Raw genomic sequence first — 11,517 nt, forward strand, 5'->3', positions numbered from 1 at the left:
CTGCCAAGCTGCAGTTAAAGCGCAACAACTATGGCCGTGATTGGGCAATGCAAACGGCCAAGCGAGGAGTTTGTAGGACAGCTGCGCGACAATAGCCGATTGCAATCCAACAGCGAAGACGCAGCGGCACAGCTGCGCGTCCCCCACACGATGACTGCCTTGAACCAACCCGGAATCCTGCTGGCGCTGCCCGCTGCCAGCCGCTACCAACTCTGGAACATCTCGGGCGACGCCCCGGCCGTGCGCGCCGCGCTGGCGCGCCTGCAGCAATGGGCTGATGGCGAGCAGGCCGTCGTCTGCATCGGCCAGCCGGTGGCCGATTTGCTGGGTGTGCAGGTGCCGGGCCTGCGCAATTTTCCAGCCATCACCGGGCCCCAAGGCCCGCTGGCGCTGACGCCCCATGCGCTGTGCCTGTGGCTGCGCGGCAATGACCAGGGCGATCTGCTGCGTCTGTCGCGCGAGGCCGCAGCGCTGCTGGCGCCGGCCTTCAGCCGCGAGAAGGTAGTCGATTGCTTCCGCCATGGCTGGAACGGCAAGGATGCGGTGCGCGATCTGACCGGCTACGAAGACGGCACCGAAAACCCCAAGGACGACGACGCTGTGCACGCCGCCATTGCCGATGGCATGGGCCCGGGGCTGGATGGCGGCAGCTACTTTGCCGTGCAGCAGTGGCTGCATGACATGGACGCCTTTGCCCGCATGAGCGCCTTGCAAAAGGACCACATGATTGGCCGCCGCCTGAGCGACAACGAGGAGCTGGACGATGCGCCCGAGTCGGCCCACGTCAAGCGCACCGCGCAGGAGAGTTTCGAGCCCGAAGCCTTTATCCTGCGCCGCAATATGCCCTGGTGGAAGGTGCAACCCGATGGCAGCGACGCCGTGGGCGCCATCTTTGCCGGTTTTGGCCGCAGCTATGAGGCCTTTGAAGCGCAGATGCGCCGCATGGCGGGCGAGGAAGACGGCATTGCGGACGGCCTGTTCCAGATGTCCAACCCCGTTACCAACGCCTACTACTGGTGCCCGCCGATGCTGAACGGCCGCATCGATTTGCGCGCGCTGGGTTTGTAAAACGCTAATTCCAGAGCGTGGGCTTGTTGACCATCAGGTAATACACACCCAGCATCGCCACAAAGGCCGGGTAGCCCAGCGCTTCCCAGCGCCCGGCCAGGCGCCGGTAGGCGTCGGGCAGCGGCAGGCCCTGGGCACCGGCGTTCGCGGCCAGGCGGGCCATGCGAATTTGCATGGCCACCACCGGCAGCCAGCACAGGCCCGCCAGCACATACAGTGCCATCGACAGCAGCAGCCAGGGCGTGTGCCAGGGCCAGCCGGCCATCACCATCAGCGCCCAGCCGCTGAGCGGCTGGATGATGACCGCCGGCGTCGTGAACCACCAGTCAGCCCGCACCACCAGCCGGCTGACCACCGCCTGGGCCGCCACATTGCCGCTGCGGTTGGCAAAGAACATATAGAAGGCCGAGCCAAAGCCGGTGCCGACCATCAGCACGCTCGACAGGATATGCAGGGTTTTGAGCAGCAAATAGGTGTTCATCATTCACTCCGTCCGTCGCGGGGGCTGCTTTGCCACAGCAGCCAGAGCGCGGCAGCAATCGGCAGGTTCTTGGACAAGGGGCCCAGCGGGTGCAACCACAGACTGGGCAGCAGCGCGGTGGCGGCCAGGGTCATCGCCAGCATCGCTGCCAACGATGCGGCATAGGCCCTGCGCCCGGGCCGGCACAGCAGCCACAGACCCAGCAGCAGATCCAGCGCAGCGCCGCCGCCTATCAGCCAGGCTTGCAGGCGAGGATCAGCAATGCCGCCCGCTACCAAGAGCGCAGTGCTGTCGCCCTGCCACTGCAGCCAGCTGGCTGCGGCCGTCCACAGCCAGACGGCGACCAGGCTCAGGCGCAACAGCTGCAAGGGCGGGTGCATGGGCTGAGCGCGCGGCGGGGTGGTCATGCGCGGCTTTCGGGCGATGGGGTGGCTGCCGGGTTGCGGATCAGGGCCAGCATCTGCGCCGGATCTGTGGGCGCACGCCCGAGCCACTGGGCCATTGGCGCCGGGTCGCAGCAGTTGTCCAGCGATGCCAGCTGCAAGGAGGCGCTGCACCAGGGGCTGCTGGGCACCGCATCGCCCAGCCGTGCACTGGCCTGGGTGGCCCAGCCGGGCAGGCGCAGCTGCAGCGGCTGGCTGCGGCCCGCTTGCTGGCGCAGGCTGGCAATCATCTGCGCCATGCTGAGGCGCTGGGGCCCACCCAGCGGCACGATGCCGGTGGTGGGGGACTGCAGCAACCGTAGCATCACCTCGGCCAGTTCATCAACGGCGACGGGCTGCATCAGGCGCTGCTGCATCACCGCTGGCAGCACCAGCACCGGCAGCAGCGCCAGGCGCATGAACAGCTGGGTGCTGGCGCCTTGCGCGCCGATGACGATGCTGGGCCGCACAACAATGCCATCGAGCTGGCCCTGCGCGGTCAGGGCCAGCAAATGGGCATCGGCAGCACGCTTGGTGCGGGCGTAGTCGGTGTCGTTGCCCTCCACCCCCAGGGCCGAGAGCTGCATCACGCGCCGCACCCCTGCCTGGGCACAGGCCTCGAACAGCGCTTGCGGGCTGGTCTGGTGCAGGGCTTCCAGGCTGGCACCGTCGGGCCCCGGCTGGTCGCGCAGGCTGCCCACGGCGTTAATGACCATGTCCACGCCTTGCAGATGGGGCAGCCAATCGGCAGGCTGCTGTATCTTGCCAAACTGCAGCGGCGGTTGCGAGCGCCGGCTGGCGGCAATAACGCGCAGGCCCTGGGCACGCAGCTGGCGCGCCAGCGCCTGGCCGATAAAGCCCTGGCCGCCGCAGAGCAGGACGGTGGGCTGGGGGGTGTTGGGGCTGTGCATGGTCTCTCCTGGTGGCCAAGGGCGTTGAGGGTTGCAGCGCGTTTAGCGCGGCCGATCGATATCGCAGGCATCGCTGCCGCGTGCACAGGCCGCACTGCGTGCAGCAGCCTGCCGGGCCTGGCGCCGCACGGTGCACTGCAAGCCTTGCTCCAGCACCCAGGCCATCGGTGCCAGTGGCAGGCGGTAGCGGTTGCGCGCGAGCAGCGGGTAGAGCTTGTCGAGCGCATCGGCCACCAGCGGCAGCCCGGCCAGCCGGGGCACCCAGGCCCAGCCCACACCCAGGTAGGCGCGGGTCAGGCAATCGACCCCGATGTAGACCTGGCCATCGGCGCCCACGCCATGGATGGCCTGCATCAGCGCGGCCTTGTCGGCCGGGGCCTCACTCAGGTCGGCGCTGCTGGCGTCAATAAAGATGAGCTTGCCCGCCTGGTTGCGCAGCATCAGATGGCGCATCTCGGCATTGCACATGCGGCAGCTGGCGTCGTAGTAGATGGTCAGCGGGAAGCGGGTGTCGGCGGTATCACGGCTCAGCATATGCATTCCTTTCGATGTTTCTGTCAAAACAGAAATAATGGCGCCAAAAAAAGGCCGCTCTCCTTGCAGGGCACGGCCATGGGGTTCTCAGGGCTTGCTCAGCGCCTCGGGCTCCTGCGCCGCAGCACTGCCGCGCACAAAACGCTGCACGGTCGCGCCCAGGGTCAGGATCTTGTCCAGGGTGGCGGGCGAGAGCCGCAGCATCTCGTCGCTCCAGGCGCCCAGCTTTTGCATCAGCTCCAGGGTCGCCAGGATGCGGTCCTGGCCATCGGGGCTCTCGTGGGCAAAGTCGGGGCTGTTGACCAAGGACTGCAACAGGCGGGTGGTGGGATCGAACTCGCGCTCCTTGCGCTCCCGCACGATGGTGCGCAGCAACTCCCAGACATCGACGCTGGTCTCGAAATAGTCGCGCCGGTCGCCTAGCACGTGCGTCACCCGCACCAGCTGCCAGGATTGCAGCTCCTTCAAGCTGTTGCTGACATTGGAGCGCGCCACATTCAAGGTCTCGCTCAGTTGCTCGGCATTGAGCGGCTTGCCCAGCACAAACAGCAGTGCATGGATTTGTGAGACGGTTCGGTTGACGCCCCACAGCGATCCCATCTCGCCCCAGTGCAGCACAAATTGTTGTTGGATGTCGGTCATTTGCATGGGTTGGATTTTAGGGCTTCATTTATTTCTGTCAAGACAGAAATAAAGATGCAATAAAAAGGCCATCGCGGATGGATGGCCTTGGTTTGGGTTGTTTTGCTGGCCGCCTGGTCGCAGATGCCGCCAGCGCCGTGCTCAGTGCAGCAGGTTATTGCCCGGCGCCTGGGGTTGCACGCGGAAGAAGCCGGTGCCGCAGGTGCCCGTGCCGATCTCTTCTTCGGTTGCTTCGCGCACGGCAGCGACCTGGATGTCCAGGCGAATGGCAATGCCGGCCAGCGGGTGGTTGCCGTCCAGCACCACATGCTCGGGGTAGAGCTCGGTGACGGTGTAGATCATGTCGCGCGGCGCATCGGGGTTGGTGCCCTGGGGCAAGGCATGGCCTTCGATGGTCATGCCTTCTTCCAGATCAGCCGGGAACAGCGCGCGCGATTCCAGAAAGACCTTTTCTTCGTCGTAATCGCCAAAGGCGTCTTCGGGCTCCAGGTGCAGCTGCACGCGGCTACCGACGGTATGGCCTTGCAGCGCCTGCTCCACGCGCGCCAGCAGATCCTGGCCTCCGACCAGGAATTCCACGGGCTCGTCGAGCACATCCAGGGCCTCGCCCAAAGTGTCTTTCAGCGTCCAGGTCAGTGCGACCACGCATTGATCAATGATTTCCATAGGACAATTGTCGCAGTTTGGGCCCGGGCGCCCAGAGGATTACCGAGAAAGCCATGCAAATCGAACAAGCACTGCCTCTGCTGGGGGGCATCTCCCCGGCCCAGTTCATGCGCCGTTACTGGCAGAAAAAACCACTGCTGGTGCGCGGCGCCGTCAGCGACTGGAAAGACCTGCAGCTGCCGCTGCCACGCAGCGAGCTGTTTGCGCTGGCCGGCGAAGAGGGCGTGGAGTCGCGCCTGATCCAGCACAAGGCGGGCGCCTGGACGGTCAAGCATGGGCCCTTCAGCCGCCGTGCGATCCCTTCGCTGAAGACGCCGGAGTGGACCTTGCTGCTGCAGGGCCTGGATCTGCACAGCGATGCCGCCCATGCGCTGCTGCAGCGCTTTGCCTTTGTGCCTGCCGCGCGCCTCGATGACCTGATGGTGAGTTACGCCAGCGATGGCGGCGGCGTGGGCCCGCATTTCGACAGCTATGACGTGTTCCTGCTGCAGGCCCATGGCAAGCGCCGCTGGCGCATCGGCAAGCAAAAGAACCTGGCGCTGAAGGACGGCATTCCGCTCAAGATCCTGGCCGAGTTCGAAGCGCAAGAGGAGTATGTGCTCGAGCCCGGCGACATGCTCTACCTGCCGCCGCGCTATGCGCATGACGGCGTGGCCGAAGGCGAGTGCATGACCTATTCGATCGGTTTCCGCTCCCCGGCGCAGCAGGAGCTGGCCGGCGAGCTGCTGATGCGCATGTCCGAGAGCGATGAGATGGACGAGGTCAACGCCAAGGCCGGCTCGCCGATCTACCAGGACCCCAAGCAGGCGGCGGTGCAGGCGCCTGGCGCGATACCGCCTGCGATGCTGGACTTTGCCCGCGCGGCGATCGAAAGGCGCCTGGCCGAGCCGCTGGCGCTGGCCCGTGCGCTGGGCGAGGCGCTGACCGAGCCCAAGGCCAATGTCTGGTTCGAGCCCGAGGATTCGCCCGCCATGCTCGAAGCCGTGGCGCTGGACCGCAAGACCCGCATGGTGTACGACGAACACCATGTCTTCATCAATGGCGAGAGCTACCGCGCCGCAGGCCGCGACTTCAGCCTGATGAAGAAGCTGGCCGATGGCCGCCATCTGGACCGGCGCGATATCAGCGGCGCCAGCGACGATGCCTTGCAGCTGCTGTCGCAGTGGTGCGAGGACGGCTGGGCCCACGCGGTGCCGCAGTGATGGCCAGCGCCAGCCCCGCGCCCGCTGCATGGCAGCCCGCCGATGGCCTGAGTGGCCGTTTTGAGGGCCGGGCTGCGTTCGATGCGCAGGTGCTGCATTTTCTGCAGCAGGCCGCTGTGCAGGGCTGGCGCCAGGTCATCGTAGCCGACCTGGATTTTGCCGACTGGCCCTGGGGCAGCGCCGATGCGGTGGAGCTGCTGCACCAATGGGCGCGCCAGGGCGGGCAGATGACGGTGCTGGCCCACCGCTTTGACAGCCTGGTGCAGCGCCACCCGCGCTGGGTGCAATGGCGCAGGACCTGGGACCACCGCCTGCAGTGCCGCAGGCTGCTCAGCCGCGATGAGGCGCAGATCCCCAGCGCGCTGTGGTCGCCCCAGTGGGCCGTGCAGCGCCTGGATGTGGCGCGCTGCGTGGGCGTGGCCAGTGCCGAGCGCAGCGCCATCGTGCCCTTGGGCGAGCGATTGCAGGAGTGGGTGCGCTCGGCCAGCACGCCGGACTTTGCCGCGACGGTGCTGGGTTTGTAGGCCATTGTTGACAAGCGTGTCTTTCGTTGCTGCGCGGCAACGAAAGACATACGCCTGGCATAGTCAGCCAGACCGGGTAATCCCTATAATTCATTTCAGACGCTGAGGCGTTAATTACTTTGTGCTACGCACTCTTGGCCCGGGCGTTCTGTTTGCCCTGGCCCGTTCCACAAAAATCCACCGTCGTTAGGAATATCCAAATGAAGAAATCCCTTGTTATCGCATCGTTGATGGCTGCTGTTGCTCTGGCTGCTTGCGGCAAGAAGGAAGAAGCTGCTGTGCCCGCACCAGCACCTGCGCCCGTGGAAGCGCCAGCACCTGCACCCGCACCTGCTGTTGAAGCTGCCAAGGATGCCGCCAACGCTGCTGCTGATGCTGCCAAGGACGCTGCTGCCGATGCCAGCGCTGCTGCTTCGAAGGCTGCTGACGCTACCAAGGAAGCTGCTGGCAATGCCGTCGATGCGACCAAGGACGCTGCCCACAACGCTGCTGAAGCCGCCAAGGACGCAGGCGCTGCTGCCGCTGATGCTGCCAAGTCGGCTGCTGACGCTGCCGCCAACGCCGCTACCGCTGCCAAGGAATCGGTGAGCAAGTAAGCGCTGAGCCGCTGGCCTGGTGGATGCCGGGCCTGCGTTGCAGACTTGCCTGAACGAGCCCGTGCTTTGCACGGGCTTTTTTGTTGGGCGCTGATGGCTGATTGCCGATGGCCGATGGAAGGGCGCGCCTTTGCACCCTAGGCCCTTTAGAACAGGTTCCTAGTGCCCCAAGCCCGCGCGCGCCCATGAAAAAAGCCACTGCGGCTACGCAGTGGCTTTGGGGGTGTTGCGGTACACGGCCAGTTTAGGCCGGGCAGTGCATCACTTCATGTCGTCTGCCAGCACCTTCAGAATGCGCTGGGCATTCGCCGAGGTGTCGGCCTTGCCGCTCTCGTTGAGCACGGTGACATTGCTGGTGTTGGCTTCGCTCTTGACCTGGATGCGGTACTTGATCGGGTCCGGTGCATCGGGGTTGCGGTTGAAGATCTTGGCAAAGAAACCATCGGGCTTCTTGTTCAGATCGGTCGGGTCGATGTAGCGCACAAAGTACACGCCCTGGCTGCGGTCGCGGTCCTCCACGGTGAAACCGGTGCGGTCCAGCGCCAGGCCCACACGGCGCCAGGTGCGGTCAAATGGATCGCTGACCTGCAGCACCGGCGAGCCATCGGCCGCGGACGCGATCTTGGAGGTGCTGACAGGGGCCAGTGGCGCAGCCGCAATCGCCTTGGACTGCTCTTCGCTCACGCCCAGCTTGACCATGATGCGGCGCAGGAATTCGGTTTCCAGCTCTGGATCGGCCTTGCGCGGCTGCCAGATGGTGCTGTCCTTTTCCTTGTTGGAGTAAACCTCTTCCATGCCGCGGTGGCTCACGTAGATTTCGGTCTTGCCATCGGGGCGGCGCTCGATGCGGGTGCGGAACTTGTCCTGCTCACCGGTCGAGTAGATCGAGTCAAACACCTTGCCAATGGAGCGGCGGATGAAATCCTGCGGCAGCTTGGCGCGGTTTTCGGCCCAGTCGGTTTCCATGATGCCGATGTCGGGGCGCTCGATGGTCAGCGCAAAGCCGCTTTCCTGCCAGAAGTCCTTGACCGGCTCCCAGACCTTGTCGGCGGGGCGGTCGATGACCAGCCAGCGCTGGTTGCCATCGCGCTCGATTTGCACGTCGCCAATCTGCGACGCGGCGGTGTTGGCCGTGCCCTTGGGGGCCGCATCCTTTTGCACCTGGTAGGCCGCAGCCGAGACCGTGCCGCCAGGCACGACATAGCGCGAGTCCTTGGACAGCTGGGTCAGGTCCGGGGGGACTTCCAGCGTTGGCCCTTTGGAGGCGCTCTTGTAGTCGATCTTGTCGCCTTCGAGAATATTGCCGGTACCGCAAGCGGCCAAAGTGACAGACAGGCTCAGCACGCTGAGTTTTGCGAGGGAATTCACGTTCAAATCCTTAACAGAGGCAACGCGCAGATGTTGCTTTAGAGCAAGGAGGCTCCGCGCATTGCAGCTTCCACCGTGCCATGCAGACCGGCGGAAAGCTCGGTCATCGGCAGGCGCAGGGTCGGGCCACACAGGCCCATCTTGTTGGCCGCCCACTTTACCGGAATGGGGTTGGCCTCCAAGAAGAGGGCTTTATGCAGCGGCAGCAGTTTATTCTGAATTTCCATAGCCCGACCAACATCCTTGGCAATTGCCGCCTGGCATAGCTGGCTCATCAGGCGTGGTGCGATGTTGGCCGTGACGCTGACATTGCCGTGTCCGCCGCACAGCATCAGGGCCACGGCGGTGGGGTCATCACCCGAGTAGATGCCAAAGCCGGCTGGCGCATCCTTGATCAGCCACTGCGCGCGCTCGATGTTGCCGGTGGCTTCCTTGATGCCGACGATGCCGGGCACTTCGGCCAGGCGCAGCACGGTGTCGTGCTGCATGTCGGCCACGCTGCGGCCCGGTACGTTGTAGAGGAAGATGGGCAGGTCGCCCACCGCTTCGGCAATCGCCTTGAAGTGCTGGAATTGGCCTTCCTGGGTCGGCTTGTTGTAGTAGGGCACGACCTGCAGCTGGCTGTCCGCGCCCACGCTCTTGGCGTACTTGGCCAGCGTGATGGCTTCGTGGGTGGAGTTGGCGCCACAGCCGGCCATGATGGGCACGCGCTTGTTGGCCTGCTCGACCGAGACCCGGATGATCTCCATGTGCTCTTCGACGGTGACCGTGGGCGACTCGCCCGTGGTGCCCACCACGCCGATGCAGTTGGTGCCTTCGGCGATATGCCAGTCGATCAGTTTTCGCAGGCTTGCATAGTCCACGCTGCCATCGGCATGCAGGGGGGTGATCAGGGCAACAATACTACCGGTCAATGGAACACTGGTGGAAGTCATAGCGTGGAATGAAAGCTGGATGGAAGATTCTAGCGGGGGCTGGACTGCCGCCGCCGCAGGCAGTATAGCGTGCCCAGCGGCAATCGCTGTCATATTGATTGCAAACGCCTTTATTGTTTGGTCATTTTGAATGTTTTGTATCGGTTATTTGGTTAATTTGACGTAAATTTGAGGGCGATTGCTTGATATCGATTGTGTAATTGAATGCGCATGGGCGCGGGTAAGTCCTGTGGCCCCACGGGGGATGGCGCTGCCTGCCGTGAACTGCGGCACAATGCCTGCCATGCTGATGTATCCCCAATTTGACCCGATTGCCATCAAGCTCGGCCCGCTGGCTGTGCACTGGTATGGACTGACCTATCTGGTCGCCTTTGGCCTGTTTTTGTTCCTGGGCATACGCCGCCTCAAGGACCAGCCCTTTGCCTCGGTCACCACGCCCACGCGCTGGCTGCGCAAGGATGTCGAGGACATTCTGTTCTATGGCGTGCTCGGGGTCATCGTCGGCGGCCGCCTGGGCTACTGCCTGTTCTACAAACCCGGTTACTACCTCAGCAACCCGCTGGAGATCCTGGCGGTCTGGCAGGGCGGCATGAGCTTCCATGGCGGCCTGGTGGGCGTGATTGTGTCCATGGTGCTGTTTGCCAAGCTCAAGGGCCGGCCCTGGCTGCAGGTGGCCGACTTTGTCGCGCCTTGTATTCCGCTGGGCCTGGCCTCGGGCCGCGTGGGCAACTTCATCAATGGCGAGCTCTGGGGGCGCTTTTCCAGCCCCGATCTGCCCTGGGGCATGGTGTTTCCGCAAAGCGGCTCGATGCTGCCGCGCCACCCCTCGCAGATCTACCAGTTCTTGCTCGAAGGCGTGCTGCTGTTCGTCATCATGTGGCTGTACTCGCGCAAGCCGCGTGGCGAGGGCCAGGTGGCTGGCGTGTTCCTGATTGGCTACGGCCTGCTGCGCTTCATTGCCGAGTATTTCCGCGAGCCCGATGACTTTTTGGGCCTGCTGTCGCTGAACCTGAGCATGGGCCAGTGGCTCAGCCTGCCGATGGTGCTGCTGGGGATTTACCTCTGGAGCCGGGGCCGCAAGCAGCCGGTGTTGACGACGGCCTGAACCGCGTATCCCCTGGATTTATAGGGCTATACTGACCAGCCGCTGTGCCGGAACTCTCTGGCACAGCGGCTTTGTTTTTTGCCTGAGCGGAGAGAAGACGATATGACCAAAAAATGGGTGCTGGGCCTGGTGGCCGGTGTGTGCGTGCTGGGCAGTGCAGCGGTGTCTGCGCAGCAGACCTTGCCCGATCTGAAAGTGGCCGTGGACCTGAGCTATGAGCCCTTTACCTACAAGCTGCCCACAGGCCAGCCCGCCGGTTTCGACGTCGACATCGCCAATGCGCTGTGCGCCCAGATCCAGCGCAAGTGCGTGTTTGTCGAGCAGGTCTGGGACGGCATGATCCCCGGTCTGCAGGCCAAGAAGTACGACGTGATCATCAGCTCGATGGCCAAGAACGAGGACCGCGCCCGTGTCGTGGACTTCACGAACAAGTACTACCACACCGGTGCGCGCATCGTGATGCCCAAAGGCTTCAAGTACACCGGCCCCGAGTCGCTCAAGGGCAAGAAGATTGGCGTGCTCAAGGCCAGCATCCAGGAGAAGTGGGCGCTGACCTACCTCAAGCCTGCAGGCGCCGATGTGGTCTCCTACCCCGGCCGTGACCCGGTCTACCTGGACATCAATTCCGGCCGCCTGGACGGCTCGGTCGCCGACAGCGTCGAGATCGCCTACGGCTTTTTGAAAAAGCCCGAGGGCCAGAACTTTGAGTTTGTCAGCGACACCTTGGTGGACAAGAAGATCTTTGGCGAAGGCGCCAGCATTGCGATGCGCAAGGGCCAGCCCGAGCTGAAGAAGTCGCTCAACGATGCGATTGCCGCCATCCGCGCGGACGGCCGCTACAAGCAGATCGCCGACAAGTACTTTGACTTTGACCCTTACGGCAAGGACTGAGAACGCAACGCAGTTCGCAACGGCAGGGGGCGTGGCCCCCACCAGTAACGCTAGCAGGCCTGGTGCAACCGGTGCCTGCTTTTTTTGTGCCCGCAGCCGAGGAAGGTAAGCGTTTGCACCGGTAACAGTGGTCGCGGGGTATGAACCGGGTGTTAACACGGGGGACAAAATG

The 11,517-nt window shown here is 64.0% G+C and carries 13 protein-coding genes and 1 pseudogene; 6 read left to right on the top strand and 8 right to left on the bottom strand.

Translation table 11 applies throughout. The annotated features are described in order from the left end of the window. Positions 1-150 precede the first annotated feature (150 nt). Positions 151-1,068: a Dyp-type peroxidase gene (locus WH265_RS13285; protein WP_339558592.1), complete on the top strand. Its 918-nt coding sequence runs from the start codon at positions 151-153 to the stop codon at positions 1,066-1,068. Positions 1,069-1,072: 4 nt separating this feature from the next. Here the strand turns inward: WH265_RS13285 and WH265_RS13290 are convergent, their stop codons facing one another. The 6 genes from WH265_RS13290 to WH265_RS13315 all read right to left on the bottom strand — a co-directional run bounded on the left by WH265_RS13290 (position 1,073) and on the right by WH265_RS13315 (position 4,724). Further along, positions 1,073-1,549: a DUF2269 family protein gene (locus WH265_RS13290; RefSeq protein ID WP_339558593.1), complete on the bottom strand. Its 477-nt coding sequence runs from the start codon at positions 1,547-1,549 to the stop codon at positions 1,073-1,075. Next, positions 1,549-1,956 carry a DoxX-like family protein gene (locus tag WH265_RS13295; RefSeq protein ID WP_043340150.1) on the bottom strand — a complete coding sequence of 136 codons (408 nt, stop codon included), beginning with the start codon at positions 1,954-1,956 and terminating at the stop codon, positions 1,549-1,551. The genes WH265_RS13290 and WH265_RS13295 overlap by 1 nt, the downstream gene beginning before the upstream one ends. Continuing rightward, positions 1,953-2,882 (bottom strand): NAD-dependent epimerase/dehydratase family protein, encoded by a 930-nt coding sequence (locus WH265_RS13300; RefSeq protein ID WP_339558594.1) that lies wholly within the window; start codon positions 2,880-2,882, stop codon positions 1,953-1,955. The genes WH265_RS13295 and WH265_RS13300 overlap by 4 nt, the downstream gene beginning before the upstream one ends. A 42-nt stretch (positions 2,883-2,924) precedes the next feature. Continuing rightward, positions 2,925-3,416, bottom strand: coding sequence for a thiol-disulfide oxidoreductase DCC family protein (locus tag WH265_RS13305; protein ID WP_339537468.1), 492 nt, complete (start codon positions 3,414-3,416; stop codon positions 2,925-2,927). An 87-nt stretch (positions 3,417-3,503) separates the two neighbouring features. Further along, positions 3,504-4,064 carry a GbsR/MarR family transcriptional regulator gene (locus tag WH265_RS13310; RefSeq protein WP_339558595.1) on the bottom strand — a complete coding sequence of 187 codons (561 nt, stop codon included), beginning with the start codon at positions 4,062-4,064 and terminating at the stop codon, positions 3,504-3,506. 135 nt (positions 4,065-4,199) lie between these two features. Further along, positions 4,200-4,724, bottom strand: a complete 525-nt coding sequence (locus WH265_RS13315) for an FKBP-type peptidyl-prolyl cis-trans isomerase (RefSeq protein ID WP_339558596.1) — start codon at positions 4,722-4,724, stop codon at positions 4,200-4,202. 53 nt (positions 4,725-4,777) lie between these two features. Between WH265_RS13315 and WH265_RS13320 the strand changes: the two genes are divergently transcribed. The 3 genes and pseudogenes from WH265_RS13320 to WH265_RS24245 form a co-directional block, all read left to right on the top strand. Next, positions 4,778-5,926, top strand: a complete 1,149-nt coding sequence (locus tag WH265_RS13320; RefSeq protein WP_339520545.1) for a cupin domain-containing protein — start codon at positions 4,778-4,780, stop codon at positions 5,924-5,926. Continuing rightward, a complete protein-coding gene (locus WH265_RS13325) occupies positions 5,926-6,450 on the top strand; it encodes a hypothetical protein (protein ID WP_339537466.1) in 525 nt (174 codons plus the stop codon). The genes WH265_RS13320 and WH265_RS13325 overlap by 1 nt, the downstream gene beginning before the upstream one ends. A 200-nt stretch (positions 6,451-6,650) precedes the next feature. Further along, positions 6,651-6,864, top strand: a pseudogene (locus WH265_RS24245) (hypothetical protein); the annotation flags it as partial. Positions 6,865-7,307: 443 nt separating this feature from the next. On the opposite strand, the gene bamC reads toward WH265_RS24245, so the two are convergent. Together bamC and dapA are read right to left on the bottom strand one after the other, a co-directional pair. Further along, positions 7,308-8,414 (bottom strand): outer membrane protein assembly factor BamC, encoded by a 1,107-nt coding sequence (gene bamC, locus WH265_RS13335; protein ID WP_027010943.1) that lies wholly within the window; start codon positions 8,412-8,414, stop codon positions 7,308-7,310. Positions 8,415-8,452: 38 nt separating this feature from the next. Further along, entirely contained in the window at positions 8,453-9,349 is an 897-nt protein-coding gene (gene dapA / locus WH265_RS13340) for a 4-hydroxy-tetrahydrodipicolinate synthase (RefSeq protein WP_339558597.1), read from the bottom strand. Between the two features lie 274 nt (positions 9,350-9,623). Between dapA and lgt the strand changes: the two genes are divergently transcribed. Both lgt and WH265_RS13350 read left to right on the top strand, forming a co-directional pair. Beyond that, complete coding sequence (gene lgt / locus WH265_RS13345) at positions 9,624-10,454, top strand: prolipoprotein diacylglyceryl transferase (protein WP_027010942.1); 831 nt, start codon at positions 9,624-9,626, stop codon at positions 10,452-10,454. A 102-nt stretch (positions 10,455-10,556) separates the two neighbouring features. Then, positions 10,557-11,345 (top strand): transporter substrate-binding domain-containing protein, encoded by a 789-nt coding sequence (locus WH265_RS13350; protein WP_339558598.1) that lies wholly within the window; start codon positions 10,557-10,559, stop codon positions 11,343-11,345. Positions 11,346-11,517: the final 172 nt, after the last annotated feature.

It is taken from the genome of Comamonas sp. MYb396 (genome assembly GCF_037479555.1).
In the GTDB taxonomy this organism is placed as follows: domain Bacteria; phylum Pseudomonadota; class Gammaproteobacteria; order Burkholderiales; family Burkholderiaceae_C; genus Comamonas.

Coding starts and splice junctions, on each gene's coding strand:
- WH265_RS13320 (WP_339520545.1), top strand. CDS start 4,778: ATGCAAATCGAACAAGCACTGCCTCTGCTGGGGGGCATCTCCCCGGCC.
- WH265_RS13290 (WP_339558593.1), bottom strand. CDS start 1,549: ATGAACACCTATTTGCTGCTCAAAACCCTGCATATCCTGTCGAGCGTG.
- WH265_RS13325 (WP_339537466.1), top strand. CDS start 5,926: ATGGCCAGCGCCAGCCCCGCGCCCGCTGCATGGCAGCCCGCCGATGGC.
- WH265_RS13350 (WP_339558598.1), top strand. CDS start 10,557: ATGACCAAAAAATGGGTGCTGGGCCTGGTGGCCGGTGTGTGCGTGCTG.
- WH265_RS13310 (WP_339558595.1), bottom strand. CDS start 4,064: ATGCAAATGACCGACATCCAACAACAATTTGTGCTGCACTGGGGCGAG.
- WH265_RS13295 (WP_043340150.1), bottom strand. CDS start 1,956: ATGACCACCCCGCCGCGCGCTCAGCCCATGCACCCGCCCTTGCAGCTG.
- WH265_RS13315 (WP_339558596.1), bottom strand. CDS start 4,724: ATGGAAATCATTGATCAATGCGTGGTCGCACTGACCTGGACGCTGAAA.
- lgt (WP_027010942.1), top strand. CDS start 9,624: ATGCCTGCCATGCTGATGTATCCCCAATTTGACCCGATTGCCATCAAG.
- WH265_RS13305 (WP_339537468.1), bottom strand. CDS start 3,416: ATGCTGAGCCGTGATACCGCCGACACCCGCTTCCCGCTGACCATCTAC.
- WH265_RS13285 (WP_339558592.1), top strand. CDS start 151: ATGACTGCCTTGAACCAACCCGGAATCCTGCTGGCGCTGCCCGCTGCC.
- WH265_RS13300 (WP_339558594.1), bottom strand. CDS start 2,882: ATGCACAGCCCCAACACCCCCCAGCCCACCGTCCTGCTCTGCGGCGGC.
- dapA (WP_339558597.1), bottom strand. CDS start 9,349: ATGACTTCCACCAGTGTTCCATTGACCGGTAGTATTGTTGCCCTGATC.